Source organism: Psychrobacter sp. H25 (genome assembly GCF_059076335.1).
In genome coordinates, this window is the sequence record NZ_JCACRV010000001.1 from 1,714,170 (window position 1) to 1,741,109 (window position 26,940).

A 26,940-nucleotide genomic window follows, 5' to 3' on the forward strand; every position below is an offset into this window, starting at 1 on the left:
AAAGGCATTTAAGTATGTATCCGCTGTGCTCATCACTGGCTCCTAACCACATTGTTTTTGATAACTGTTATTTAAGATGTCATCATCTAAAAAATCACATCAAGTACTACATCAGAACCGCAGACGCTTTTGAATACGCTGCACCCCAATAGAGGCACTCAAGCTAATCACAAAATAGACAGCACCAGCACCTAAGATATAAGGTGTGAGTAATCCCATAAGCTCACCGCGAACGTATGCGGCACGGAAAAAATCTGTCAAACCAATCGCAAATACCAGTGTGGTATCTTGGAATAAAATAATACACTGCTGCAAAATCAATGGCAGCATCTTGCGAAAGGCTTGCGGCAAGATAACCAGACTCATGGTTTGTCTATATGTCATGCCCAGTGCTTTGGCAGCATTGACCTGTCCGCTGCCAATCGATTGAATACCAGCACGTACCACTTCTGAGAAGTAAGCGGCCTCAAACATCATAAAGGCAACCACACAAGACGCAAAAGCAGCATCAAGTTGCAAGTACTTGCCTGTTACCCCCAGATAAATCATCGGTACCGCAAAATAAAACCACAGTAGTACCAGTAGCAGCGGTACAGAACGGAAGTAATTGACGTATAGCTTCGCTGGAATCTCAAGCGCTTTGATGCCTGATAAGCGCATCAATGCCAATACGGTGCCTAGACTGATACCGCCCAAAATAGCCAAAAACAGCACTTTTAAGGTGGTGATCATGCCGCCCATCAAACCAGGATAGGCGGTTGCCAATTCGGTCATATTCATTTCTGACCTCCTGCAATGAGCCCGGGCACGCGCAATTTACGCTCAATCAGTCCCATAATAGCAATCAAGGACAGATTGAAAACCAAGTAGATAATCGTCGCATAGGTATAAATCTCAATGCTGTTTTGGGTGTACTCGCTGATGGTTTTGGTTTGGCTAATCAGCTCCATCACCCCAACAAGCGAGGCGACAGATGCGTTTTTAAAGCAGTTGGTCAGCTCAGAGCTGAGTGGCGGTAAAATAATACGAAAGGCTTGCGGCAGTAGTACTTCTTTGTAGACTTGCGGAATACTAAACCCTAGTGCATAGGCCGCATTGATCTGCCCATCAGGCAGTGACTCAATACCTGTACGTACCTGCTCGACGATACGAGCAGCGGTAAATAGACCCAGACCGATACTGGCTGATAGCATGGCTGAGGTATTCGGAGACAACTCCTTGTACCACCATTCTTGTATCGTAGGCGTAAGCCAGCCAGGTGCAATATAAAACCAAAAGAACAACTGGACTAATAGTGGAATATTACGAAAAAACGTCACATATGCCGTACCAATGGTACGAGCAGTCTTATTGGGTAGCGTACGCATGATACCAAAGATGGTACCGACGACCATAGCGATGGTCCAGGCAATACTACCAATCAATAGCAGCCAGCCTAGACCAGTAATCATCCAATGGATATAAAGCTCGTTACCGATACCAGTCTGCTCAAAGAGCACACCCCAGTTCCAGCTATAATTCATGGTTGTCTCTCCGAGCAGCGATTGATAAGCCTAGACGTCACAGATAGCATCACAAGCTATCTGAGCGTATAGGCAAGCTATATTGAGGGACAATGAGCGTTATTGAGCCGTTGCAACTTTTGGCTGAGCGCTGTCATGTGGATTGGCAATCAACGCTTTTAGGTTGTCTGACATCTCAAAGTTTAGATTGACGTTCTTTGGCGGGATTGGGTTCAAGAACCATTTGTCATAAATGCTATTGATTTCGCCTGAGCTAAAGACATTGGTCAATGCTTCATCAACCACTGCTTTGAATTCAGGATCGTCTTTACGCATCATACAACCATAAATCTCAAACGACTGTGGCTCACCAACGATAACCCACTCATCAGGATTTTTTGCTTTGGCTTGTTCACCAGCGAGCAGTACATCATCCATCATAAAGGCATCAGCGCGGCCGTTTTCTAGCATCAAGAAAGCTTCGCCATGATCTTTTGCTGAGATGATGTTGGTATCCATCTGATTGTCATCATTGTACTGACGAATATAGCGCTCTGACGTCGTGCCTGCCGTGGTCACCAAAGTCTGACCTTTTAGGTCTGCAAAATCTTGAATGCCAGAGTCTTTTTTGGTCAGTAAGCGTGTACCAATTTCAAAGAAACCGTTAGAGAATGCCACTTGTTTTTGGCGCTCTTCATTATTGGTGGTTGAACCACACTCAAAATCTACCGTACCGTTTTGTACCAATGGGATACGGGTTTGTGAGGTCACCAGGTTATAACGAATGTTAAGGTCTGGCATGTTTAGCTTTTGCTTGACGGCTTCGACTACCTTCATTTCTAGGTCATGTGCATAACCGATAGGCTGGTTAGGGTCATCAGCAATATAAGAAAAAGGGATAGAGGAGTCACGGTGACCGACAACGATGGTACCCGAGTCTTTGATTTTTTGTAGCGTACCATTCATGGTTTCTGTCGCGGTTGCATCATCTGCAGGCGCTTCAGTGTTCGTGTCGCTGCTGTTGCTACAACCCGCTAAGCCAAGTGCCATAAAGGCCGCCAAAGTCAACGGTTTAGAAAATGAGTAGGTCATGAAATACATCCTTTTATCACAAGATTAATGAGTGCTTGGACGACATAGGTCTAATTGGACAACCTAACTGCGCCGCATCCGTACGGTTGTTGCTGTTGTTTATCACAATGCAATTTAATGTTACTGTACAACAAAATTGCACTCGATGGTGAATTTTTTTCGAGAGAATATATATCTACATAGATATCTATACTTTGGTTAAACGCCAGTAATTTACTGCTGCTATAAGGTTATAAACTCGAACCAATAAAGGCTATATAGGCTGTGATCAATAAAAGCTTGTATAGATATAGCTTTATCCTTTAGACCGCTTATTGGGTTTTGCTATACAAGCTAGTCATCGCAGTATGATAAATACAATTGATAAATCGGCAGCAATCCCCATAAAGCAAACAACTTCCTTATACTACAAATGACTTATGACACAAGATACCCAAGTCCCAAATACGGACAGCCAAATTACTGACTCTCATGGTAGTAACGACATTCGCCAACGTTTCTTTATTGAAGACTCTCCAGTGCGCGGCGACGTCGTGCGCCTATCACGCAGCTATGCGAGCACCATTGCTCAAAAGCCATATCCTGAAGCTATCAAACGCTTATTGGGTGAGATGCTGACCGCAGCGAGTTTGCTCATCAGTACGGTCAAAATCAACGGTCGCTTATCTATTCAATTGCAGTCGTCAGACAGTGATAGTCTACTGAACTGGGCAATGGCAGAATGCGATCAAGACGGTATCATCCGTGCGCTTGCCAGCTGGAAAGGTGAGACAGATGAGCAAATACAAGCATGGGACAACATGACTCATGCCAAAGACGCCTTTGCTGAGCTGGGCGCGATGGGGCAAGGCGTCTTGTTTATCAATATCCAACCTGATGGCGGTGAGCCGTACCAAGGTATCGTTGAGCGTAGCCATGACAATCTGGCAGACTGCTTGGCACATTATCAAAAGCAATCGGCACAGATTCCGACATTGATCAACTTGGCATCTGACGGCCTACAAGCGGGTGGTATATTGGTACAGATGCTACCGCGTACGGCTGAAGAAACATCTGAAGTTGAGCAAAACCAAGATGCCGGTATCGATGATGACTTATGGACTCGTCTGAGCGTGCTGACGCGTACGGTTAAGGCGGAAGAGTTGACGACGCTGGATGCCAACGAAATACTCTATCGCTTATATCATGAAGAGAACATCGTCGCCCCTGAGCCTGCTCCCTTAGCCTTTGGGTGTACCTGCTCACGCGAAAAATGCGAGATGGCAATCGAGCAAATCGGTGAGGCAGAAGCGTTAGACATTATCGATGAGCAAGGTGGCACGTTTGAGATGGATTGCGGATTCTGCGGTGAAATCTATACCTTTAATAAAGATGATGTAGCAGCAATATTTGCTGAGTAAGTTTTCTTACCTACTATAAATCAGTATTCATAAAAAACCCTCAAGCGTCATGCTTGAGGGTTTTTTATTTTTAGAACTTTAAAAGTATATGACTGCTTTTACGTTGAATTGCTTTTTTACACCGCCACAGCCAAGCTTCTAGGATAAGAATGTATGCGTGGACGTCCGGCATAGTCACTTCGACCGTTGTCGAACAGCCATTCAACGACTTGCTCACGCACCCGTCTACTATGAATTAAGTTCATATGGTTCACACCATAAAATATCGCTTTGTGACCATCTGGCACAAACAAAGCATGCTCAGCATCATCCTCTCCCAGCGCTGATGCCACTGATACCAGACTATCACCTAGCAGATCGGTCACCTTAGAGTCATAATGCGTCTCAAGCAAAGCACTAGCGACAAAGTAGGTTTTAATCCCACTTGGCAGACGCGCAGGATGGCGGAAATCTTGTGGTAATACACTGCGTCCCTCTAATGCCTGCCAGTCAGCATCACGAATACTGCCGTGACGTAAATCAATGATACCAGCACTACGCATGTCACCGAGTTTGGCAAGTGAGCCTGCAAATGGCAACTTGGCAATGATGTCTTGTACATAATTACCGATACGCTCAAGCACTGCTCCATGATGCGGGGAGCCTAGGGTGATGAGATTACCCACGCGCTTTATCCAGTCCAAGCGCTCTTGCTCACCATAAAACAGCGCACTACGAGAGACCAATCCACCCATACTGTGACCAACCAAATCTATCTGACTGATGTCTGGATTATCATCGACCAAGTCCTGTAGTAGCTGAGAGAACTTATGACCGCTACGTGAGATACGTCGCCCTGTATTGTAATCTAAGTAAAGCACGGTAGTATCAGGCTGACTGACATGTACCGCATCGCCTAGGTTGTTATTTTCTTGTGCATGCCAGCTCAAATGGCTCATACACAAACCATGGCAAAAGATAACGATACGTCCGGATAGGATCTGTTCTTGGGGACTGCCATCTTTGTTGTATAACATCATCGGGACAGCGAGTGCGTTTTGATTGTTGACCAAATGATCGCCCATGACGCCGTTGATAACATTGACCAATTTTTTTAATGAGTCAGGCAATGGTTGAGCCGTTTTTTGGACGATGAAGTTTTTGTATATTCGTAGGATAGAGGCTAGATTATTACCGACCATGAGCATGATATGGCGTATCGTGCCATAGATGCGTCCGGTAAAACCACGCTGCCACTTATTTAGGTGTTTATCATTGAATCGACCCATCGGACGCAAGATAACCTCACGGTGAATAGCCTCAACTATTTCAGTGATCTCGACCACACCCATTGTTGCAAGCTGCGCCAATCCTTCAAAAAAGTCCGCCAAAGAGACAGGTTTTTTGACGGCTTCGTTGCCGTCGTCTGTGTCTGCCAACAACTTGACCAGCTCATCCATATCGATTGCTTCGAGCTGATCTATCTGCCCATACCAATCACTATGCAGCGGTACGCTAGCATCTGAGAAAAAATGCGCATCAAGCTCATGGTGATTGCGAGTATAATTGCTATCATTTTGAGCGCTACTGTCACTAACACTAGGGTTATAAAACAAATTTGGGCTGCTCATAATATTGACACATTTAGCGATAAGGATAGTTTTCCATACTATCCTTTAACTGTCGCAAATAGAAGCGAATGATTTGATTTCAGCGTCCATTAGTGACCAAAAGAGAGATATAGATGATAAACGGTGGCTTTGTCATCATAAAAGCATTATCCAGCATATACACCCAAACAAAAATCCCAAGCCATAACTTGGGATTTTTTATATAGTTTTAGTACTTTTAGTTATGCGATAGACCATCACTTATCTGACTGTTTTATCTGGTTGTTTTGCCTTATTGTTTTCGCTTATTGCGTCGGGCTATCTGTCTCGTCGAATGATTCTGCCAGTATGACATCACCATCATCACGTGTGATCATCACAGTCGCGGAACGAGGAATATTGCCACCAGCCACTGCACCCCACGTATTGCCTGGATGCTGAATATTAATAAACAAGGTTTTGAAATCTGGTGCCATAGTAATGCCTGTAACTTCACAGCCCTCAGGACCGACGAAGAAGCGTTTGATATTGTCATTACTGGCGGATGTGCCCACTCGGGTTGACTGCCCTGCTGATGTGGTGGTCATCGATCCATCACTGACCTCACCCGGTAGTGCGGCCAGCAGCATGCAGCTACTGGTGTCAGTATAAGCGCCATCATCTGTCTGAATCCATAAAACGCCGCGTGGGTCAAAGTACAAGCCATCAGGTGAAGAAAAATCGTTGTTTTCATTCAGCCCAGATAGGTTTTCTGCTGACAGATCATTTGGCGCACCAAATAGATAGATATCCCACTCAAAGCTCGTTGCAGCATGATCGCCACCCGCTTCTGCCCAGCGAATGATATGACCATTGTCATTGCCATCATTATTATAACTGCGAGGATTGGATGCTGAGACAGGCTGATCATCGCGCTCACCGCGATACTTATTATTGGTCAATGTCACATAGACATCGCCTGTCATCGGACTGACCGACACCCATTCAGGTCGATCCATCTTAGTAGCGTTCAGCGCGTCAGCAGCAGCGCGAGCGAATACGAGCACCTCATCTTGCCCGTTAAACGGCAATACGCTGTTAGATGCATCCAGCCCATTTTGACCATGAACGAGGGCTTTCCATTCGCCGCTACCATCTTCATTGAAGATCGCAACGTACAGCGTGCCGTCATTGAGATACTTATCACCTGCTGCTAATCCACCACCGATATCTGAGTTTGACCAGACTGCTGTAGATACAAATTTATAGATGTACTCGCCACGCGCATCATCACCCATATAGAACACCACTGGTTTACCTTGCTCTACAGGGGCATAGGCACAGTTTTCGTGCGCGAAACGGCCTAGAGCAGTACGTTTTTGCGGTACAGAGTTTTGGTCAAATGGGTCAATCTCGGTAATATAACCAAACGTATTAAAACCATAGCGATAATCATCAGCGGCGCTGGCACCGACGGCCGTCATATCCCAGCGTGAGAACTCGTCTGTTATCTTGGCGTCATTTGCATCTGGGGTATGCCATAGATACTCCCAGCCTGGGAAGTTCTCTGTCGCACCATAGCGCTCACGCCCGTAGTTATCACCAGTACTCAATTGACTGGCATCTTGTCCACGGGCGAACACTCCCAAAAAGTTCTCTTCTGTGGTCAGATAAGTACCCCAAGGTGACAGTCCTGCACCGCAGTTGTTGTTGATACCGCGAGTCTGAAAGCCTGTTGGATCAAACTTGGTTTTGACCAGATCAGAGCCTGCTACAGGACCTGCTAATTGCGCAGTCGTACTACTGGTAATACGGCGGTTGTATTTTGAGTTTGCTACCATCTCATAGCCGTTGCCATCCGCACGGCGAGTGAGCTCAACCACCGAGACACCATGACAGTTAACCTCGCGGCGCACGTCGCTTGCAAGACGTCGGTTTTTGAAGATAGGAGCCGCATCACTATCCTGAGTGACATAGTAGCCAAAAGGACTGAGCTCACTGCTGTTGACGTATTCGTGATTCATGACCAATAGGCTATTTTCTGAAGCTTTGGCGTCATAGGCATTGCCTTTTTTGCCAAAGAACCACATCCCGTCGTGGTTATCGCCCATGCGCCACTCAAACGATTCGGCAGACTGTTCGCGGTTGTCTTTCCAATCCTCAATACCCGACATAAGCGGTGTGCCAAGCGGCAAGATCATCTCAGCGGTGTAGCCTGCTGCTACCGTCATGGTGTCCGCAGTTGAGTGCGCGACTGCCTCAAATTTCAACGTATCCGGACGACTCAAATCCCCTTGTGCAGGGATAGCGGCGTTATTGTCACTGCCTACAATATTACCGTCGTCATCATCACTACAACCAACCAATGGTAGTGCGCCAAAAAACGCAGCAGCCGTCAATCCTGTGCCCCCTTTTAGGATGCTTCGGCGGTTCAATCGACGATTGATAATCGTCTGAAAATCAGTATTGTTAGTAGGGTTTGAGTCTTCAACCACTTCGTGGGCAAGCGTTCGCTCATTGTTCAATAATGTCATTATCAGTCACCTTGCTATTAAGCTAGATTGGCGGAGGATGGGTCGCGGCGTTGCGATTACAACCACAAAAATACGAATTCCGCTTAAGTCTACTGATCCTTTATGACAGCACGCTGAACGATAGATGACAAAATAATGACAATTGTCGGCTCGATGACAACTAAGCACAATTGAGCCAATAAGAACCATCAAGCAGATAAGATAGTGTAATAATCAGGCTTAATATAAAGAGCACAAAATATAAAGAGCACAAACGCAAAAAACCCCAAGCGATTGCTTAGGGTTTTTGATATGTATTACTACAAGCTGTCATTGCTAGCCGTTATCAAAAATTATGGCTTTAGCTATCTTAGCAAGCCTATCGTACTTGTGATGTCCACTCATGAGCGCCCAACGTGAGGGTAAGCTTATCTCCTGCTTGCAAGACGCCTACGCCACTTGGTGTGCCAGTCATAATCACATCGCCTGCCTGCAAATTAAAGGCACGACTGATATTGACCAGTAACTCATAGACGGGAAACAGCATCAAAGCACTATCACCATCTTGAGTTAATTTATCATTGATAGTCAGCTGGTACTGTACGTTTTGAAGATTGCCAAATGCTTGCGGATCAAGCCAATCGGCAATCACGCATGCCCCATCAAAACACTTGGCACGCTCCCACGGATGACCTTTTTCTTTTAACTTGCTTTGCAAATCGCGCAAGGTTAAATCCAAACCTAATGTCACCCCGCCGATTGCTTGCTGCGCCTGCTCAATGGTCGCCATAGACAAATCAGCGGATAGCTGAATGCATAGTTCAGCCTCATAATGCGTCTCGCCAAACTGCTCTGGATTGGGTCGGATCACATCGCTACGCATAGAAACCACCGAAGACGCTGGCTTCATAAATAGTATTGGCGATGACGGCACTTCATTGCCTAATTCTGCAGCATGCGCCGCATAGTTACGGCCTACACAGACCACTTTGCCAATAGTAGCGCGGAGACTATCGTTATGGTTATTAACGCTTTGCTCTTGATTGACACCCGCTGCGATAGCATTGGCTAACGACACATGTGGTGATTGGCTCATACTAGACTCTTCCTGTAAATGATGAATACTTATCAGCAATCCATACTGTCTTGTCTACTGTCACCTTAACGATTTCGATAATCAGCTGCTAACTGCTAACTGCTAACTATGGAATCGTATTGGTAACCACATCTGGTGGCACATAGCTGGTATGACGATTCATGCGCTTTTCAAACAATCTAAAGCTAAATAAGATCACCCATGACAACAGTAAATAAACGATACCCGCGGCAAAGAACAGCTCCATCAAGGTATAAGTACGCGCACTAATTGTACGAGCGACACCCGTGATATCCATCAAAGCGATGGTCGAAGCCAGCGCACTACCTTTTAGCATAAAGATAACTTCGTTGCTGTAGGCCGGTATCACGATACCAAACGCACGCGGCAGTGTAACCCGTGTAAGCTTCTGCCATTTTGACATACCAAGCGCATCAGCAGCTTCAAGCTCTCCAATAGGAATCGTCTGAATCGCACCGCGTATAATCTCAGCGAGATAGGCACTGGTATTGAGGGTAAAGGCGATGATAGCACACCAGTATGCTTGGCTAAGTACTGGCTCCCATAAAAACGACTCACGCACCGCCTCGAACTGACCCAAACCATAATAAATCAGGAATATCTGTACCAGCAACGGCGTACCACGGAAGAAGAAGATATATAAAAACGGGATTATCTGTACGAGCCAGTTTTTCGACAGGCGTAACAATGCCAAAACCAAGCCGAAGAGCAACCCAATAACACCTGAGATCACAACCAGCTGTACGGTCAATACCGCGCCGCCTAGTAAGTCAGGGATATGATCAAAAATGACCTGCCAATTCCAATCCATAGTATCTCTCCTCTACCCTATGGTCGATTGACTGTGAGTGGATTGACGGCTTATCTTTTTGGCATAGCGTGCCGCAGGATTGGCGCGCCACTCAAGCCACATCATAAAGCCAGTAATCAACATGGTCAGACCCAAATAAATAATCGCGGCTGCCATATAAAAGGTAAATGGCTGCTGTGTTGACTGCGCTGCTCGTGAAGACTGATACATAATGTCCTTGAGACCCACGACCGATACCAATGCCGTATCTTTGAGCAATACCAAAAACAAATTCCCCAGACCAGGCAGTGCAATCTGCCATACCTGCGGCAACGTAATGCGATAAAACGTCTGAAAAGGACGCATACCAATCGCTTGCGCCGCTTCGCGCTGACCTACCGGAATCTCTTGGATGGACATGCGAAAAATCTCAGTCGCATAGGCACCAAAAGCAATAGACAACGCCATAACACCGCCCCAAAAAGCGCTGATCTCGACATAGTCGTTATAGCCGAACTTTTTGAGGATGCTCATCAATAATATAGAGCCGCCATAATAAATAAAGAGCACCAATAACAGCTCAGGAATACCGCGCATCGTCGCAGTATAGACAGTCGCAAGCTTACGCAGTAACCAGATGTTGGACATCTTTGCGGTTGCGCCAAGCAAGCCTAAGCCCAGACCAATAATTAAACTGGTCACGGCAAGCTGTATGGTGACGGTAGCGCCGCTTAATAAAAGCGCGCCAAATCCTTGTAAGTCAAACACGATTATCCACTCAGTCTCTTTATATTAGCAATTAGGGCATGTCTTCAATTCAATCGATAGACATCTAAATGGTTTAAAAACGGCTAAATCTTGCCAAACGGCGTCAAATAGCTGACTAATATCTCGATATTATTTGTGCTATTTTCCTTGTTTGACTGCAATTTATCTCATTTTTATTACCATTTTTAAAATGAAGACACGCCCTAGCAAAATATGAGTTAAAAGAATCAGCATCAATAGCTGAACGCGGCGAAACACCGTATTTTATACCAAATCAATAGGAATGGTCGGCGTCAAAAAACGACGTCAGAAGAATACGATTAGCGCTACGATAATTGACACGGTAGAAATGAGCGCTGATTTTATCATATTCACTCGCCGTGATGTTAATACTGACGCGTAAAAGCTGTGCCTAAACCGTACCTAAACAGACACTTGGACTGATAACCAGGAAAAAGACTGACTAAGTTTGAGTAAAACGGATGGGGAATAGCGATGACTATGCTATGAGTATAGAGTACGTTTAGGAATTGATAAAAAAGGACATCGCCATGACAGCGATATCCTTTTGCGAATCAAAACAGTAATTTTGAATCAGTATTTTTTATTGCTATTAGACATCAGCTAGCGTCTGCTACCGCTGGCTGTTCAGTAGCTTCTGTGCTGACCGTGCTCGTCTCAGCTGCTGATACCGCAAAGTACTTCTCATTGATTGTATCGTATGTACCATTAGCCTTGATATTGGCTAGAGACTGATTGATTTTTGCCTGTAGCGGATCGCCTGGACGTACCGCTATAGCAAAGTTATCATTGATATCAATTTCATCACCTTTTAGCGCGTATTTGCTACCAGCAGGTGAGCTAAGCCACTCTATCGCTGGTAGCTTATCGGAGATCATGGCATCAACACGGTTCGACCCAAGATCCAAAAACGCATTGCTCAGCGTATCATAAAGCTTCATCTCAGCTTGCGGGTAAGTATCTTCAAACCACTGTGATGAGATAGTCGAGCGCTGTGCGGCAATCGAATTAGAGTCGATATCGCTAGGATTGCTGGGGTCGAAGCTACTGTCTTTTTCGGCCAAAAAAACCAAGGCATTACTGAAGTACGGATCGGTAAAGCTGACCTGCTCTGCGCGCTCTGGTGTGACCGACATCGCCGCCACAATCGCATCATACTTACCTGCTTTTAGACCAGGGATAATACCGTCCCAGTCTTGCGCTACAATCTCGCAAGTCACCTGCATATCGGCACAGAGTGCCTCTGCTATCTCAACATCAAAACCGCCAAGTGTCCCATCCGCATTGGTATAGTTGAAAGGCGCATACGCCCCTTCAGTCCCGATACGTAATACGTCCTCTTTCGTGACTGCCGCTGTATCGGTATCGCCTGCATTGTCTTGACTGTTGCTACAACCAGAGACTGCAAAAACAGTCGCTAGTGCAAACAACGGTACAGATAGACGACTGGTCGTTATGGTACTCATAACAGGTTTGCCAATCGTGGCACAGGCTGGGGCACAATGGTCGCTCATGATCATCCTTGGGTTTTCTTGGTTAAACAACATCCTTTTGAGGAACAAGAGTTCGCTCGCTAGACGTCCTTTTAGTTAGTTGCCGCCTCGTCGGTGACCACTACCTCTTCGACACCATCCGTGACGACTGCTTACTGTGCAGCAGCGGTCGAGCTAGTACCAAAGTAGCTGCCAGTGATTTGGTCATAAGTGCCATTATCTCTTAGCTCAGCCAATGCCACATTGAATTTTGCAGCCAATGGATCGCCTTTACGGAAGGCAATACCCATCGCATCATCGTCACTGCTAATCTCTTGACCTTTGATTTCGTAATCTTTGCCGGCTTCGGTTTTTAGCCAATCAGTGCCAGTGACTTTGTCAGACATCATACCGCGTACTCGGCCTGACGTTAGGTCTAGGTACGCATTGTCTTGCGTGTCATAAAGTTTGATGTCAGCATCTGCATGCTCGTCTTGTAGATACTGTGAAGATACCGTTGAGCGCTGTGACGCAATTGGCTGACCTGCTAGCGCATCGACACTCAAGTCATCGCCTTTTTTGCCAATTAGGATGATGCCGCTATAGAAGTACGGGTCACTAAAATCAACCACTTCTTGACGCTCAGGGGTGATCGACATACCAGCGATGGCTGCATCAAATTTTTGTGCGTTCAATCCTGGAATCAACCCATCCCAATCTTGTGAGATCACTTCACACTCAGCTTTCATCTGTGCACACAATGCGTCAACCAGTTCAATCTCATAACCGATTAGCTTGCCATCAGCGTCTGTGTAACTAAAAGGCTTATAGCTTGATTCTGTGGCAATCTTGATGTCTAGAGGTGCTTCGGTAGCGGTATCAGCTTCAGCGCTTTCTTCTGGTGCTGCGCTATTGTTACAACCTGCCAACATTAGCATTGCTGCGCTAAGCGGCGCCAGCCACAATGCTTTTTTGCTCATTGAAATTGTCATATCTTTTATTCCTTAATATATTTACCAGCCGTATCATCACTTATTACTGACTACTTTATACTCAATTGATCCTGCAATACTGAACCGTTTTTTACTTATCAGCATCGCTTGTTTTGAGTACAAACATTCAGGAAAACATTATTGACCAAAGTTCTTTTGCTCAAGGCGTGCAAGCTCACCGTTACTACGGATTTCGCTCAATGCTTTATCAAATTTTGCTTTGAGTCCATCCCCTTTACGCACAGCAATCGCAATGTTGTCATCGTTATCAATTTCATCACCAACAATACCAAAGCCTTCTGTATTATCTGCTAACCATGATTTGGCAGAGACTTTTTCGGCCAATACCGCATCGCTACGACCAGACTTTAGATCCAAGTAAGCATTGTCATAGTTGTCATACAGTTGAACCGTGTTGCCTTCTTTGCCTTCGTAGTTATCCTGTAGATAAGCCCCTGGCGTGGTAGAGCGCTGTCCACCTAGTGTGACATTGTTGATCGCCATCGGATCAAAACTGCCATCGTTGTTGGTTAGCCATACCATCGTGTTGGCAAAGTACGGCTCAGTGAAATCGACTTTTTCTTGACGTTCAGCAGTGATAGACATCCCTGCGACAACCGCATCATATTTCTGTGCCAATAGACCTGGGATAATACCATCCCAATCTTGAGCGACGATTTCACATTCAGCTTGCATCTGATCACATAGCGCATTTGCGACATCGACATCAAAGCCTGACAAGCTACCATCCGCATTGGTATAGTTGAATGGAGGGTAAGCGCCTTCGGTTGCAATACGAATGGTTTGCCCAGTCGTTTCTGCAGCAGGTGCATCGGCGCTGGCATCAGTTGTTTCGTTGGCAGGTTGGCTACAAGCACTCAGCATCAATGCTGCGGTGACGGTCATTGATGACCACAGTAGGCGAGAATTCGACATCATACATTCCTTAAATTCTGATGGGTTTGACATAGGGTTTTGACAGGATTTTCTGGCTTTAGGTTCTGATATTTAGTTCTCTGACGTCCCTGCCAGACAAGCAATATAGATAGCAGAATGACAGGCAGCCAGCAGCTGTGACTACCTATAAACCTTTTGATAATACCTGAGTAAAATATCAAAAACAAACGTTTTGCATACTCACAGTTATTATCGGGTAATAAAGAGTCAACAATGGTTACGATATAGTGATTTTTGCACTTGGCAAGATTTGGTAGTGATAGGAGTTAATAATATAGGGGTTTGACTGTAGCAGAGCTAGATAATGGTAGGGTCAGATGGTAGTAGGATTCTACTACCATCTAATGTGGGCAGAATTAGTTTGGGCGATGTGAGGCCATAAAGTCTTTGACACGTTCAGAGGTAGGGTTGTCAAAGACTTGCTCAGGCGTACCGATCTCTTCGACCACACCTTGGTGCAAGAAGACTACTTTACTGGATACTTCACGGGCAAAACGCATTTCGTGGGTAACGATCAGCATCGTACGACCCTCTTCTGCTAGCTCTCGCATGACAGCAAGTACTTCGTTGACCAGCTCAGGGTCCAATGCCGAGGTTGGCTCATCAAACAACAGCACTTGTGGTTTCATAGCAAGTGCACGGGCAATAGCCACACGCTGACGCTGACCACCCGATAAGTTGGCTGGATAAGCGTCTTTCTTGTCAAGTAGCCCTACTTTGTCGAGTAGCTGCTCAGCATCACTAATCGCTTGCGCCTTCTTAATCTTGAGCACCTGCGTCGGTCCCTCAATGATGTTTTGCAAAATAGTCTTATGCGGCCACAAGTTAAAGTTTTGGAAGACAAACCCCACGCGAGCACGCAGACTCTCTAACTGCTTAACGTCTGATGCTTGAAGCTCGCCTGACTTGGCAGGTTTGAGCATCAGCTCTTCATTGCCGATTAGGATGCGACCTTGATTTGGGTTTTCAAGCAAGTTGATGCAGCGCAGCAATGTTGATTTACCTGAGCCTGATGAGCCCAGAATAGAGATGACATCACCATCATAGGCGGTAAGAGATACCCCTTTTAACACTTCTAATGAGCCATAGCTTTTATGGATATCTTGTAAGTCTAGGGCGATAGGCCGAGTCGGGGTTTTTGCGGTATCAAGCATGGTTCAGCAGACTTCCAATAAATATGAGTGAAAACACGAATAAAAATAAATAAGAGCTTTATATAATAGTATAAGTATCTATAGCACTAGCGTAATAGTCCTATGCCTGAGCAGGCCAAGAGAAAAAATGCCATATTGTCTCTCATTCCACAGCAAAAAGGCAAATCTTGTGTTTAACCAGTCAGTTAGTCGTTACTACTGATTATGGCTACTTTATAAACCGTTGATCTAAAAAAGCCCAGATTGCATTTATCGCTCTGGGCTTTATTTTATCACTTTCATGTACTAGACGTGGTTTTATCTTGTGCGTCTACACTGCGCCTTTGATATTGAACCTTTGACCAACAGCTAATGACAGCGCGTCACCCGTGATATGTAGCATAAAACGGGTACGCTATAACTCTTAGTACGTCGATACATGCTCTGAGTCTTCCGTACCATCGAGCATCTCTGCGTCATCTACGGTTGCAATAGCCACATCATCTGTCGTTTCAACGACCATGCCGTCATCAGCAGTAGCAACGGCGACGTCGTCAGAGCTGTTTGCTGTGGCGTTTTCTTCAACGCTCGTTTGCGCATCAACAGTCGTATCAGCTTGTGTTTCCATCGGTGTCTCATCTTTACTACACGCACTTAGCGCAAGCGCGCCTGCAACCAATCCGGCCATCAACCAATTTTTATACGATGCGTTTTTAGTAGCCATGTTCATTCTCCATTATTCATCATTTTATGATCCAGCACTATCTATTGTTAGCGCTGCTTTGTTAATGCTTACTATACTGATGATGCGTCATGGCTACCTTAGTATTTACAGCACAGTTCTGTTAAAGACACGTAAAGTTAGAGTGCAGTATTGATACCATTATCTAGCGGAGGATATGTGATATTGCTCATGGCACTGTACTAAATAACTCACAGCGCTGTCTAAATAAAGGATGATCAGCACGTTGTAAAGCGGGCGCTGTTCACAAAATCATCTTTACTATCGCCTCAATCTGCTCTATTTTAAATAGCATAATGACCTACCGCTATGTAAGTAGGCATTCAAAACTTCTTTTTTGCCAAATTTTCGCCTTTCTAGGCGCTTTTATTTAGAACCACTTTTATCTATATAAAACCTGTATGACATAAGGAAAATAATTTATGAGTCAAGCAAATACGACGGACATCACAACCTACATGCACTCTGTTGGTAAGCAAGCACGCGCTGCTTCTCGCGCACTTGCTGCTGCCAATACTGGCGATAAAAATGCAGCACTCATGGCGATTCATGAAGAGTTGGTCAACGCTAAGCAAGATATCTTGGCTGCCAATAAAATCGATATGGATAACGGTCAAAAGAACAACCTTGATAGTGCCCTTCTCGATCGCTTAGAGCTAAATGAAGCGCGCTTCGATGGTATGCTTCAAGGTCTTAAAGACGTGGCTGGTCTCCCTGATCCAATCGGCGAAGTCACTGACATGACCTATCAGCCATCAGGTATTCATCTTGGCAAGATGCGTGTACCACTGGGTGTGGTCGGTATGATCTATGAGTCACGTCCTAACGTAACGTTGGAAGCGGCATCGCTGGCGCTAAAATCAGGTAACGCAATTATCTTGCGCGGTGGTTCTGAAGCGTTTGAATCCAACCAAGCGATTGCAAAATGCATCATCAAAGGCCTCAGCCATACTGATCTCTCTGAGCACAGTGTTCAGGTATTGCAAACTACCGATCGCGCTGCTGTTGGTGAATTGATTACGATGACTGACTATGTCGATGTCATTGTGCCACGTGGCGGTAAAGGTCTGATTGCCCGTATCAGCAACGACGCTAGAGTACCTGTGATCAAGCATCTAGACGGTAACTGCCATACCTTTATTGATAGCGATGCTGATACAGACACGGCTATCAACGTCAGTGTCAATGCCAAAACCCATCGCTACGGTACTTGTAATACGATGGAGACGTTACTGGTCGATGCAGCAGTTGCAGGCGAGCTACTGCCTAAGATTGCTGAAGCCATCGTGGCTGCCGATGATGCCATGCAACTGCGTCTTGATGACAAATCGCAAGCCATCCTAAACGAAAATGCTAAGCTTAATGGTCACTTATCTGCTGCCACCTCTGAGGATTGGGATACTGAGTATCTAGCCCCTATCCTCGCGGTAAAAGTTGTTGCAGGCATTGACGAGGCGATTGAGCATATCAATACGCACGGCAGTCACCATACTGATGTTATCATCACGGATAACTATACTAAGTCACAACGCTTCATCCGCGAAGTGGACTCAGCAAGCGTAATGATCAATGCGTCTAGCCGTTTTGCAGATGGTTTCGAATATGGTCTGGGTGCTGAGATTGGTATCTCAACGGACAAAATCCATGCACGCGGCCCTGTCGGTCTCGAAGGTCTCACTTCACAAAAATGGATCGTCTACGGTCATGGCGAGACTCGTGCGTAATCATACGAGCATTCACTACGCCCATGAGTAACCAAAAACGTCAGCAATTTTGCTGGCGTTTTTCATTTGAATAATAGGTATGCAAATTATAGACATTTAAATCATAAGTTTTTAGATTGTAGGCATTCAAGTGTTAGACATTTAAATTACAGGGAGCGGTGCAACCATGCAAAGTGGCAAGATTAAACACTGGAATCAGGATAAAGGCTATGGCTTTATCGATGTAGATGACCAAAGTGAAGATGTGTTTTTTCATATTAGTAACGCACGATTGGTAGAGCCTATAACGGTTGGTCAAAGCGTGTATTTCAATAGTACCCGTAATGAAAAAAACCAGTTGCGAGCCACCGAAGTCACACCGTCGTCACTGAGCATTGCACCAGATACTGGGCCAAGTGCACTCAGTAAAACACCTAGTAATAGCAAGCGACGCAATCATTCAAATCACATTAACCAAAACCCCGTTAATCAAAATCGTAGACAACATAACACTCAATACGGCGGTCAAAACAGCAGTCAAAATAAAAGAAGCCTAGGCTCTACCCTATTTAGCCTCATTGCTATTATCGCCATTGCTGTCTACTTCTTTGGCGATATCAGCTCAACGTTGTTTGCTGATAGTGTTGAGTCAACCACCTTGTCGCAAACTGCCTCAGATAGTACAAGTCAAGTCGCCACTGCTGGCATAACAGGTGATGCACAAGTCGATAATACGATTGCGCTCATCCAGCAAGGTGGACCATACCCTTACCCAAATAAGGATGGCACGACGTTTTATAATCGTGAAGGCAGACTACCGACACAATCACAAGGCTACTACCGCGAGTACACCGTACCCACACCTGGCGTCTCACATCGCGGCGCACGTCGTATCGTCACAGGGGGTTATCCACCTACTGTGTATTACTTGACCGTCGATCATTACGATAGTTTTCAAAGACTGCAGGTGCCTTAGTGCTAAACAAACAAATACTGAGCAAAAAGATATACAGCATAGATAAGGAGCAACGGACATGAAACAAGCAGATATGAAAAAAGAAAATATCGATCAAGAAAGTATAAGCCAAGCCATCCACTATATTAACCAAAGCCATGTTGATCAAGACCGTATTAATCAAAGCCACATTAACCAAAACGGTACAGCACTATATGCGGATATTCCTGCGCAGGCTGTTACCATACCGGCGGGTGACATACTGGATAAAACCACGCTATTGACGAGTCTTGCCTGCGCCTGTGAGTTCCCTGATTACTTTTCGTATAACTGGGACAGTGCATGGGACTGCCTGACAGATAGCGATGTGATGCACCTGATGCTTGATTTGACGGGAGCAAAAAGTATAAACACCGAAGACTTCAATATGTTTAAGTGCATCATTGAAGATGCCTATCGAGACTTTGGCAAACCACAATTGTGGATCATTGTGCCATCTGCAGATGAGATCTAGTGTTGTTAATAGAGTAATCACCGTTAATCATTCATCATCATAAAAACCTGAATCATAGAAACCTGAATTCGAGATAAAGCCATATTTATCCCGAATTCAGGTTAATTTATTTTATACAAAGGATTAACCTATGGAGATTACCTTAAACGGTTATTACACCCTGATACTCGCCACCTTAGTGCTACTGCTGGGGCGTTTTTTGGTAAAGAGAGTCAAGTTTTTAGAAGACTTCAATATTCCTGAGCCTGTTGCAGGCGGTCTAGTTGCAGCGATTGTTGTCTATGTTCTCAATATGGTTTGGGGATATAGCTTCAACTTTCATCAAGGACTACAAACTGCCACCATGTTGATGTTTTTTGCCTCTATCGGTCTGAGCGCTGATTTTAGTCGTCTAAAAGCGGGTGGTACACCGCTATTGATCTTCACCATCGTAGTATCCGTATTTATCGTGCTACAAGATGTCGTTGGTGTGGCTATGGCAAGTGCATTAGGGCTTGATCCGCTACTCGGTCTGGTCACAGGTTCTATCGCTCTGACGGGTGGTCACGGTACTGCTGGGGCTTGGGGCATTACCTTAGAAGAGGACTACGGCGTGGTTGGCGCGACCACATTAGGTATCGCTGTTGCGACTTATGGTTTGGTCGCAGGCGGTATCGTCGGTGGTCCCGTGGCGCGTCGTTTGATCAATCGACTTGGCCTAAAGCCTGCGCCTGCTAATCCGAACCCAAGCGATATAGAAAAGGTCGCAGGAAATCAGTCGCTGTATAGCACGAAACACGATGAGGAGTCTGCCGGTAGTAATAAAGATATCTTTGAGAGACCTGATAGCATGCGCTTTATCACAGCGTCCTCTACTATCGAAACCTTGGCGCTATTTGCAGGCGCTTTGGCTTTTGCCGATGTGATGGCCATAGTTGCTGAAGGCACTTGGTTTGAGTTGCCGACATTCGTGTGGGCACTGGCAGGCGGCGTGATCATACGTAATGTACTAACCATGGTCTTCAACTTTGATATGTTTGACCGCTCGATTGATGTGCTTGGTAATGCGTCATTGAGTCTGTTTTTGGCGATGGCATTGCTGTCCTTAAAACTATGGCAGTTGACCGATTTGGCAGGTCCTGTATTGATTATATTGGTCGTACAGACCATCATCATGATTATCTATGTCTACCTAATTACCTTTAAAGTCATGGGCAAAGACTATGACGCGGCGGTACTATCAGCAGGACATTGCGGTTTTGGTATGGGGGCGACCCCGACGGCGATTGCTAATATGCAAGCAGTTACGGATCGCTACCTACCCTCGCCGAAAGCATTTTTAATCGTGCCAATGGTCGGTGCGTTCTTTGTCGATATCGTCAATGCAACGATATTGCAGATATTTACCAAGTTGCCGTTTATGTAGGCTAATGCTTTCACAGACTGAAGCTTGATAGTTGTCTATAAAATCAAGAATGCCAGACATCAAAAAGCCCGCCAAAACTCATCTTGGCGGGCTTTTTTAAATATCAAGTTATCATAGCGTATTTAATCAAACCCACTATTTATACTTTTTGATTTCACCACTCTTCACACGAGCGACGAAAGAATTCACTTCTTTTTTCACAATCGGCATCAAGAAGTATAGACCGATGATGTTAAAGATCGCCATAGCGAACAGAGCCGCATCTGCGAAGTCGATAACAAAACCAAACTGTATGACAGTACCGATAACGACGAAGACTAAAAATATAATTTTGTATATTATTTCTTTAGTTCTACCTTCACCGAAGAGGTAAGTCCAAGCTTTTAGACCATAATATGACCATGAAATCATCGTTGAAAATGCGAACATGATTACAGCTAAGGCTAGGAAATACTGAAAAATTGGAGCCGTTTGCATAAAGGCGGCACGGGTTAGCTCTACACCAGTGATCGCTTGATCTTGCAAGTTTGCTGCTGTGTTCACACCAGAGATGGTAATCACTAACGCAGTCATAGTACAAATGACAACCGTATCAATGAAAGGCTCTAGTAAAGCTACCAAACCTTCAGTTGCAGGCTCATTTGTTTTTACCGCGGAGTGAGCAATAGCGGCTGAACCGACACCTGCTTCATTAGAGAAAGTTGCCCGTTTTAAACCCTGAATCAACGCACCGATAAAGCCACCAGCCACGCCAGCACCAGTGAAGGCACCTGTGAAAATCTCTCCAAATGCTGTGCCAATTTGGTTAAAGTTAGCAACCAGTACGATTACTGCCATAGTAATGTATAACAAAGCCATAAAGGGTACGACTTTTTCGGTAACGGTTGCTATGCGAGGCATACCACCAAGGATGACCGAACCGACTAAAACCGCTAAGACAACACCAAAGATTATACTGTACTCAGTAGGAATAGAAAAAGTAGAGCTTACCATTGCAAAGGCTTGGTTGCCTTGAAACATGTTGCCAGCACCAAAGGTTGCTAGTATCGTCATAAGGGCAAAACCAACGGCTAAAACCTTACCAAATCCGCCCATACCACGTTCAGCCATACCACGACTGAGGTAGTACATAGGTCCACCTGATACGGCACCAGAGGGCAGTATAGTACGGTATTTAACACCTAGCGTACACTCTACAAACTTAGATGCCATACCGAACAGGCCAACCACGATCATCCAAAAGGTAGCACCAGGTCCACCAATAGCAAGGGCGGCACCTACACCAGCAATATTACCCAGACCGACCGTGCCTGATAGAGCAGTCGCCAAGGCTTGGAAATGACTAACCTCGCCTTCTTCTTTAATAGCAGGATTAGGATCGGTATATTTACCTCTGACGATATTCAGAGATAACCCTACAAGACGAAACTGAATAAAGCCAAAGTAAAAGGTAAAGACTAAGGCGGCAACCAACAACCAACCTACAATGAGTGGGAAGCTAACGTCCCCAAGCGGTACTGAAAAGAAAATAAGATCAACGAACCAGCCAAATATACTGGCCATGAAACTGTCGAGACCTGCCCCAAATGCTGCTAAACCTGATTGCTCTGCTGCTTGGGCAAGAGTAGTGCTAAGTAATAGCATCGTTGCGACTAAAGATTGTTTTTTCATATAAATCCCTTTAGTAAAAATAATATTTATATCGTTACTTAATCAATTACATCGACACTAATACAAAGTGTAATTATTTATTATACTTTGTATTAGTATTATTACTAAACGTTCAATGCTGACTATATACTAATACTCTTGTATAAACAAAAAAATTTATATGTTTTTCTCGACTAAACATCAACTTAGCGCTCTCATATTGACAATCAAATTCAGGCGAATCCACTATATTTGTCAAATAATGTTGATAGTGGTTTGAAGTATACATAACAGACTTAAAGTTGCTTAAAATTACTAGATGATAATACCAGCACAAGGTTGCGCTAGATGCTCAGATATTTATAGAGGACAACAAAAAAACCGCCTAGCAAATGCTAAGCGGTTTTTATTTTGGCAGCTTTTAAGGAGAGCTGACTCAATCAGTATAGATTTAGGTTTACTGGTTTTTCTCGTACACTGGCAGCTCTTTGCAGATCGCTTCTACTTTACCACGTACTTCAGTTGCAACTGCTTCATCACCGCGGCTGTCTAGTACATCACATATCCAACCTGCTAAATCAGCGGCTTGCGCTTCGTTAAAGCCGCGAGTCGTAATTGCTGGCGTACCGATACGGATACCAGAGGTCACGAATGGTGACTTTGGATCGTTTGGTACTGCGTTTTTGTTGACAGTGATGTGTGCATCACCAAGCCACTTGTCCGCTTCTTTACCGGTCATTTCTTGCTTAACGAGGCTGATCAGCATTAGATGGTTTTCAGTACCACCAGAGATGATGTCATAGCCGCGCTCTTGGATGACTTTCGCCATTGCTTGTGCGTTCTTGACTACTTGCTGTTGATAGGTTTTGAAGTTGTCTTCTAGCGCTTCTTTAAAGCAGACTGCTTTTGCCGCGATGACGTGCATCAACGGACCGCCTTGGTTGCCTGGGAATACCGCAGAATTAAGCTTTTTAGCCAATTTTTCATCACGTGACAAGATCATACCTGAGCGCGGGCCACGTAGGGTCTTGTGCGTGGTAGTGGTGGCTACATCGGCAAAAGGTATTGGGTTTGGATAAACACCGCCTGCAACCAGACCAGCAACGTGTGCCATATCTACCAACAGGTACGCGCCTACTTCGTCAGCGATGTCACGGAAACGCTGCCAATCGACTACTTGTGAATACGCTGAAAAGCCAGCAATGATCATTTTTGGCTTGTGTTCACGTGCTAGAGCGTCTACTTGGTCATAATCGATCAAACCAGTACCGTCTACCAACCCATACTGTACAGCATTGTAGTTCAGGCCTGAGAAATTAATGTGCGCGCCATGTGTCAAGTGACCACCAGCGTCTAAGCTCATGCCCAGTACGGTGTCATTTGCTTCTAGCAATGCTAAAAATACCGCAGAGTTTGCTTGGCTACCAGAATGTGGCTGGACGTTGACATACTCAGCACCGAACAACTCTTTTGCACGATCAATTGCCAATTGTTCAACGACATCCACATGCTCACAACCACCGTAGTAACGCTTACCAGGATAGCCTTCTGCGTATTTGTTGGTCAGGTCAGTACCCTGCGCTTCCATTACTGCTTGTGAGCAGTAGTTCTCAGACGCAATTAATTCGATATGGTTTTCTTGACGAACGCTTTCTGCGGCCATGGCTTCAGCAAGTACTGGATCAAAATCTTTGATAGAAATATCTTTAAACATAGTGATGTCCTAAGTAGTGACTGTCATTGAAAAAATGTCATTGAAAAGAAGCTGATAGCCTGCCCACAATAAAACAACTAATGCGTCAACGTCGCTTGAGGTATGTTAAACACCTCTGCACTCTGTTTTTCTACAATCTGTTGTCTTTTTACGTTCTGTCTTATGGTATGTCCACTATTGTGAATGGCGTCTATTAGCAAAGAATAAAATAAGAACAAACACAGGCGATTAACCTGCTATTAACTTGACTGATTCGTCAATAAAATCGATATACATTTGCATCGATATCACTGCGAAAGATTAAGTGTAACATGAAAATTTGTACGATGAGCGCAAAAAAACCTCACCTTAAGATGAGCGAATTAAATGGTCATATAACGCAGCTAAATAGCCAACAAAATAAAGGATTTACCCATTGAGAATTTTCGCTTGACTGCCTTTTTATACTGATAAAGGCATGAAATATTTTTATAGATCGTTAGATAAAAACGCAGGTAAGAACGTTTCGCTAATCATGAGTGTGCGGCCATACCAGTCATAACGCGTTTGCCGTTGCCAACCGTCACTCGTATGACTAATAAAACGCTCGTTCGGCAAGGTACGGCAGCGCTTGAATAGTACATAGCCGATAGGGGTGTTTTTTAGTTGCTGAAGACGACGTGCCTGACCCTGCAAACTGTATAGAGGAAAGATACTTTGGGCTTGTACCCATGGCGCATCATCACAGCCATAGAGGTGTACTTCACGCACCCATGCCAGCAGCGGTCGTCCTAACATACCACCTGTGATACCCAGTTGCTTTTTTTGCATTAAAGATAGCTGTCGATAGCCCTCAAAGCTACGTTTTACCCGCAGTGGCTGCCCTGCCCTCTCTTCTAGCATAGCAGTGAGAGAGCCTTTGGCACCCAGCCAAGGCAACAGCTCGGTAGGTGGTAGACAATGTGTAGAATGAGACTGGTTACAGGTCATAGTTGATAGCTGGTACGCTTTGATAGGTATTTGATAGTTAAAAGGTGCTTGCGCGTAGAAGCAGCATTCACCATGGCCGATTGCCGTTATAAGTGACTGCTATGAGTTGCTACTATTAAAATCAGGCATATTATCCGCGTTAAAAGGCAGCGCCTCAAACGCCTGCTTGCGATACTGTGCCATATGCATCCGGTCTCTCATACAAAAGTCACCAATCGCAGGTACAAACCGCGGATCATAAATACGGTGGATAGAGTGCGTTGTCGTAGGAATAAATCCTCGAACCAATTTATGCTCCCCTTGCGTCCCAGGATCAAAAGCAACTAGCCCCTGCTCAATGGCAAACTCAAGACCTTGATAATAGCACAGCTCAAAATGCAAACTGTCATACTCACCAAGCGCACCCCAGTATCGACCATACAAGGTTGCATTATCACTAACATCAACATTGTCGCTATCAGGATTCTTATTATCGCTATCAGGGTCATCATATAAGAACAGACTACTCGCGATAATCTCACCACCAGCATCAAACGCTTGTGCGAGCATAATATGTTCAGACATACTCGCTGCCAATGCCATAAAAAAGTCTAGCGTGAGATAAGGCTGCTGTCCACGCACCGCATAGGTCATGACATAGCAATGATAAAAAGCTTTCCAGTCTGCCTCACTGATTGCATCGCCGCACTTTCGCTCACAGGTGATACCTTGCTCTGCAACTTTGCGGCGCTCGGCACGGATAGTCTTGCGTTTTTTAGCTTTTAGCGTCATCAAAAACGCATCAAAATCAGCAAATGGTTGACTGTTATTAAGCAAGTCTTTGTTTTGCCATAAGAACTGGCAGCCTTGGCGCTCGAGTATAGGCATCTCGATAGGCACGGCATCAATACCACTCTCTTGTGCGACTATCGCACGCTCTACATCAACTTCAGTAGGCATAGAGGTGGTAGCAATAGATGCCAGCGTAGGAGTGACAAATAGCCCATGCCAGCTTGAGGCACCCACTTGCTGGGCAATATCGTCGATACCTGCAATAGCTGTTTTGAGGATATCTTCATTTAGGGTTTGCCCTTTTGCTACCCAAAGACGCTGACCCGTAATCGGTGTATAGGGTACGCTGGTGACCAATCGCGGATAATAATCTACGCCATAGCGCGCGTAAGCTTCCGCCCATGAATGATCAAATACAAACTCACCGCGATGATGACCCTTTATAAATACCGGCATCACGGCCACAGGTTGCCATGCATTGTTTGCAGTGCTGCTTACTGAGCCATCGGTACTGTCTTCATTATCAGCATGATCGTCGACTCGATGTACCAAAATAAATATTGGTAGCCAGCCTGCTTGCTCACCAATCGCGCCAGTGTCAGTCAAAGCTTGCCAAAACTCAAATGACATAAAAGGGGTATCTGGCGTTTGCCATTCTGTCTGGCTCTGCCAACTGGTATCATTAATCAGCGCATACTCTAAACTCATATTCATCGTCGCTATATATAGATAATCTATCTGTTGATGACCTAGCCTAGCAAATTTTTGCGGTTTTGCTGTCACAATTTGCAAAAATTATTGCGGCGTAATAAAAAACCACCGATTGAGAGGTCGATGGTTTTTTATTACGCGGTTGCTGTAGCATTTGGGTCGATATAAAAGCCCATAAAAAGACAGTAGTTGTATGGAAAAGATGATATCGAAGCCGATGACTGGTAGAATAAGGTTGTTATTAGCTTAGTACAATTCAAATCATAGGATATGGATTAAAACAGGATACTTGGTTCATCGTATATGATTGACAACCTATCGGATTTATAGTGGATTGATTATAATATACCGTCAGTGAATGACTCTTAAGCAATATCGCATCACAGTTGACGTATTGCCTAAGAGTGCTGCTTGAATAAATATTATTAAAAGAAAATGCTTTACCCATCTTGAATATTGTTAACTTGAATATTGCTAAGCA

Annotated in this window: 22 protein-coding genes; 5 read left to right on the forward strand and 17 right to left on the reverse strand. The window is 44.9% G+C overall.

Going from position 1 to position 26,940, the window contains the following annotated elements:
• Nucleotides 1-111: 111 nt before the first annotated feature.
• The 3 genes from AC5JPO_RS06890 to AC5JPO_RS06900 form a co-directional block, all read right to left on the reverse strand.
• Nucleotides 112-780, reverse strand: coding sequence for an ABC transporter permease subunit (locus AC5JPO_RS06890; RefSeq protein WP_319051088.1), 669 nt, complete (start codon nucleotides 778-780; stop codon nucleotides 112-114).
• Nucleotides 777-1,523, reverse strand: coding sequence for an amino acid ABC transporter permease (locus AC5JPO_RS06895; protein ID WP_319051089.1), 747 nt, complete (start codon nucleotides 1,521-1,523; stop codon nucleotides 777-779). The genes AC5JPO_RS06890 and AC5JPO_RS06895 overlap by 4 nt, the downstream gene beginning before the upstream one ends.
• A gap of 99 nt (nucleotides 1,524-1,622) precedes the next feature.
• Nucleotides 1,623-2,594: a glutamate/aspartate ABC transporter substrate-binding protein gene (locus tag AC5JPO_RS06900; RefSeq protein WP_493853630.1), complete on the reverse strand. Its 972-nt coding sequence runs from the start codon at nucleotides 2,592-2,594 to the stop codon at nucleotides 1,623-1,625.
• A 419-nt stretch (nucleotides 2,595-3,013) separates the two neighbouring features.
• On the opposite strand from AC5JPO_RS06900, the gene hslO reads away from it, so the two are divergent.
• Nucleotides 3,014-3,994 carry an Hsp33 family molecular chaperone HslO gene (gene hslO / locus AC5JPO_RS06905; RefSeq protein ID WP_493853631.1) on the forward strand — a complete coding sequence of 327 codons (981 nt, stop codon included), beginning with the start codon at nucleotides 3,014-3,016 and terminating at the stop codon, nucleotides 3,992-3,994.
• A 116-nt stretch (nucleotides 3,995-4,110) separates the two neighbouring features.
• On the opposite strand, the gene AC5JPO_RS06910 is transcribed toward hslO, so the two are convergent.
• The 10 genes from AC5JPO_RS06910 to AC5JPO_RS06955 all read right to left on the reverse strand — a co-directional run bounded on the left by AC5JPO_RS06910 (nucleotide 4,111) and on the right by AC5JPO_RS06955 (nucleotide 16,049).
• The gene (locus tag AC5JPO_RS06910; RefSeq protein WP_493853632.1) at nucleotides 4,111-5,604 is read right to left on the reverse strand and encodes an esterase/lipase family protein; all 1,494 of its coding nucleotides are present in this window, start codon (nucleotides 5,602-5,604) and stop codon (nucleotides 4,111-4,113) included.
• A gap of 284 nt (nucleotides 5,605-5,888) precedes the next feature.
• Nucleotides 5,889-8,096, reverse strand: a complete 2,208-nt coding sequence (locus tag AC5JPO_RS06915) for a PhoX family protein (RefSeq protein ID WP_493853633.1) — start codon at nucleotides 8,094-8,096, stop codon at nucleotides 5,889-5,891.
• A gap of 358 nt (nucleotides 8,097-8,454) precedes the next feature.
• Nucleotides 8,455-9,171, reverse strand: a complete 717-nt coding sequence (locus AC5JPO_RS06920; protein WP_493853634.1) for a fumarylacetoacetate hydrolase family protein — start codon at nucleotides 9,169-9,171, stop codon at nucleotides 8,455-8,457.
• Nucleotides 9,172-9,277: 106 nt separating this feature from the next.
• Nucleotides 9,278-10,003: an ABC transporter permease gene (locus tag AC5JPO_RS06925; RefSeq protein ID WP_493853635.1), complete on the reverse strand. Its 726-nt coding sequence runs from the start codon at nucleotides 10,001-10,003 to the stop codon at nucleotides 9,278-9,280.
• Nucleotides 10,004-10,015: 12 nt separating this feature from the next.
• On the reverse strand, nucleotides 10,016-10,750 hold the full coding sequence (locus tag AC5JPO_RS06930) for an ABC transporter permease (RefSeq protein WP_114701215.1): 735 nt from the start codon (nucleotides 10,748-10,750) through the stop codon (nucleotides 10,016-10,018).
• A 620-nt stretch (nucleotides 10,751-11,370) separates the two neighbouring features.
• Complete coding sequence (locus tag AC5JPO_RS06935) at nucleotides 11,371-12,285, reverse strand: ABC transporter substrate-binding protein (protein ID WP_493853636.1); 915 nt, start codon at nucleotides 12,283-12,285, stop codon at nucleotides 11,371-11,373.
• Nucleotides 12,286-12,416: 131 nt separating this feature from the next.
• On the reverse strand, nucleotides 12,417-13,235 hold the full coding sequence (locus AC5JPO_RS06940) for a transporter substrate-binding domain-containing protein (protein WP_493853637.1): 819 nt from the start codon (nucleotides 13,233-13,235) through the stop codon (nucleotides 12,417-12,419).
• Between the two features lie 138 nt (nucleotides 13,236-13,373).
• Complete coding sequence (locus tag AC5JPO_RS06945) at nucleotides 13,374-14,174, reverse strand: transporter substrate-binding domain-containing protein (protein WP_493853638.1); 801 nt, start codon at nucleotides 14,172-14,174, stop codon at nucleotides 13,374-13,376.
• A gap of 374 nt (nucleotides 14,175-14,548) precedes the next feature.
• A complete protein-coding gene (locus tag AC5JPO_RS06950) occupies nucleotides 14,549-15,346 on the reverse strand; it encodes an ABC transporter ATP-binding protein (RefSeq protein WP_443525379.1) in 798 nt (265 codons plus the stop codon).
• 403 nt (nucleotides 15,347-15,749) lie between these two features.
• Complete coding sequence (locus AC5JPO_RS06955) at nucleotides 15,750-16,049, reverse strand: hypothetical protein (protein WP_493853639.1); 300 nt, start codon at nucleotides 16,047-16,049, stop codon at nucleotides 15,750-15,752.
• 440 nt (nucleotides 16,050-16,489) lie between these two features.
• Between AC5JPO_RS06955 and AC5JPO_RS06960 the strand changes: the two genes are divergently transcribed.
• From AC5JPO_RS06960 to gltS, 4 genes are all read left to right on the forward strand, one after another.
• Nucleotides 16,490-17,791 carry a glutamate-5-semialdehyde dehydrogenase gene (locus tag AC5JPO_RS06960; protein WP_493853640.1) on the forward strand — a complete coding sequence of 434 codons (1,302 nt, stop codon included), beginning with the start codon at nucleotides 16,490-16,492 and terminating at the stop codon, nucleotides 17,789-17,791.
• A 166-nt stretch (nucleotides 17,792-17,957) separates the two neighbouring features.
• The gene (locus AC5JPO_RS06965) at nucleotides 17,958-18,746 is read left to right on the forward strand and encodes a ribonuclease domain-containing protein (RefSeq protein ID WP_493853641.1); all 789 of its coding nucleotides are present in this window, start codon (nucleotides 17,958-17,960) and stop codon (nucleotides 18,744-18,746) included.
• Nucleotides 18,747-18,804: 58 nt separating this feature from the next.
• On the forward strand, nucleotides 18,805-19,239 hold the full coding sequence (locus AC5JPO_RS06970; protein ID WP_493853642.1) for a barstar family protein: 435 nt from the start codon (nucleotides 18,805-18,807) through the stop codon (nucleotides 19,237-19,239).
• Nucleotides 19,240-19,369: 130 nt separating this feature from the next.
• The gene (gene gltS / locus AC5JPO_RS06975; RefSeq protein WP_443525370.1) at nucleotides 19,370-20,644 is read left to right on the forward strand and encodes a sodium/glutamate symporter; all 1,275 of its coding nucleotides are present in this window, start codon (nucleotides 19,370-19,372) and stop codon (nucleotides 20,642-20,644) included.
• A gap of 135 nt (nucleotides 20,645-20,779) precedes the next feature.
• Here the strand turns inward: gltS and AC5JPO_RS06980 are convergent, their stop codons facing one another.
• The 4 genes from AC5JPO_RS06980 to AC5JPO_RS06995 form a co-directional block, all read right to left on the reverse strand.
• Nucleotides 20,780-22,315, reverse strand: coding sequence for an alanine/glycine:cation symporter family protein (locus AC5JPO_RS06980; RefSeq protein ID WP_443525368.1), 1,536 nt, complete (start codon nucleotides 22,313-22,315; stop codon nucleotides 20,780-20,782).
• Nucleotides 22,316-22,751: 436 nt separating this feature from the next.
• Nucleotides 22,752-24,008 carry a serine hydroxymethyltransferase gene (gene glyA, locus AC5JPO_RS06985; RefSeq protein WP_319051105.1) on the reverse strand — a complete coding sequence of 419 codons (1,257 nt, stop codon included), beginning with the start codon at nucleotides 24,006-24,008 and terminating at the stop codon, nucleotides 22,752-22,754.
• A gap of 468 nt (nucleotides 24,009-24,476) precedes the next feature.
• Nucleotides 24,477-24,977: a chorismate--pyruvate lyase family protein gene (locus tag AC5JPO_RS06990; RefSeq protein ID WP_493853643.1), complete on the reverse strand. Its 501-nt coding sequence runs from the start codon at nucleotides 24,975-24,977 to the stop codon at nucleotides 24,477-24,479.
• Between the two features lie 99 nt (nucleotides 24,978-25,076).
• Nucleotides 25,077-26,456: a GNAT family N-acetyltransferase gene (locus tag AC5JPO_RS06995; RefSeq protein ID WP_493853644.1), complete on the reverse strand. Its 1,380-nt coding sequence runs from the start codon at nucleotides 26,454-26,456 to the stop codon at nucleotides 25,077-25,079.
• Nucleotides 26,457-26,940 lie beyond the last annotated feature (484 nt).

What these genes read in the sequence shown, in the direction of transcription:
- AC5JPO_RS06890 (WP_319051088.1), bottom strand. Translation starts at nt 780, where the DNA reads ATGAATATGACCGAATTGGCAACCGCCTATCCTGGTTTGATGGGCGGC.
- AC5JPO_RS06895 (WP_319051089.1), bottom strand. Translation starts at nt 1,523, where the DNA reads ATGAATTATAGCTGGAACTGGGGTGTGCTCTTTGAGCAGACTGGTATC.
- AC5JPO_RS06900 (WP_493853630.1), bottom strand. Translation starts at nt 2,594, where the DNA reads ATGACCTACTCATTTTCTAAACCGTTGACTTTGGCGGCCTTTATGGCA.
- hslO (WP_493853631.1), top strand. Translation starts at nt 3,014, where the DNA reads ATGACACAAGATACCCAAGTCCCAAATACGGACAGCCAAATTACTGAC.
- AC5JPO_RS06910 (WP_493853632.1), bottom strand. Translation starts at nt 5,604, where the DNA reads ATGAGCAGCCCAAATTTGTTTTATAACCCTAGTGTTAGTGACAGTAGC.
- AC5JPO_RS06915 (WP_493853633.1), bottom strand. Translation starts at nt 8,096, where the DNA reads ATGACATTATTGAACAATGAGCGAACGCTTGCCCACGAAGTGGTTGAA.
- AC5JPO_RS06920 (WP_493853634.1), bottom strand. Translation starts at nt 9,171, where the DNA reads ATGAGCCAATCACCACATGTGTCGTTAGCCAATGCTATCGCAGCGGGT.
- AC5JPO_RS06925 (WP_493853635.1), bottom strand. Translation starts at nt 10,003, where the DNA reads ATGGATTGGAATTGGCAGGTCATTTTTGATCATATCCCTGACTTACTA.
- AC5JPO_RS06935 (WP_493853636.1), bottom strand. Translation starts at nt 12,285, where the DNA reads ATGAGCGACCATTGTGCCCCAGCCTGTGCCACGATTGGCAAACCTGTT.
- AC5JPO_RS06940 (WP_493853637.1), bottom strand. Translation starts at nt 13,235, where the DNA reads ATGACAATTTCAATGAGCAAAAAAGCATTGTGGCTGGCGCCGCTTAGC.
- AC5JPO_RS06945 (WP_493853638.1), bottom strand. Translation starts at nt 14,174, where the DNA reads ATGATGTCGAATTCTCGCCTACTGTGGTCATCAATGACCGTCACCGCA.
- AC5JPO_RS06950 (WP_443525379.1), bottom strand. Translation starts at nt 15,346, where the DNA reads ATGCTTGATACCGCAAAAACCCCGACTCGGCCTATCGCCCTAGACTTA.
- AC5JPO_RS06955 (WP_493853639.1), bottom strand. Translation starts at nt 16,049, where the DNA reads ATGGCTACTAAAAACGCATCGTATAAAAATTGGTTGATGGCCGGATTG.
- AC5JPO_RS06960 (WP_493853640.1), top strand. Translation starts at nt 16,490, where the DNA reads ATGAGTCAAGCAAATACGACGGACATCACAACCTACATGCACTCTGTT.
- AC5JPO_RS06965 (WP_493853641.1), top strand. Translation starts at nt 17,958, where the DNA reads ATGCAAAGTGGCAAGATTAAACACTGGAATCAGGATAAAGGCTATGGC.
- AC5JPO_RS06970 (WP_493853642.1), top strand. Translation starts at nt 18,805, where the DNA reads ATGAAACAAGCAGATATGAAAAAAGAAAATATCGATCAAGAAAGTATA.
- gltS (WP_443525370.1), top strand. Translation starts at nt 19,370, where the DNA reads ATGGAGATTACCTTAAACGGTTATTACACCCTGATACTCGCCACCTTA.
- AC5JPO_RS06980 (WP_443525368.1), bottom strand. Translation starts at nt 22,315, where the DNA reads ATGAAAAAACAATCTTTAGTCGCAACGATGCTATTACTTAGCACTACT.
- glyA (WP_319051105.1), bottom strand. Translation starts at nt 24,008, where the DNA reads ATGTTTAAAGATATTTCTATCAAAGATTTTGATCCAGTACTTGCTGAA.
- AC5JPO_RS06990 (WP_493853643.1), bottom strand. Translation starts at nt 24,977, where the DNA reads ATGACCTGTAACCAGTCTCATTCTACACATTGTCTACCACCTACCGAG.
- AC5JPO_RS06995 (WP_493853644.1), bottom strand. Translation starts at nt 26,456, where the DNA reads ATGAGTTTAGAGTATGCGCTGATTAATGATACCAGTTGGCAGAGCCAG.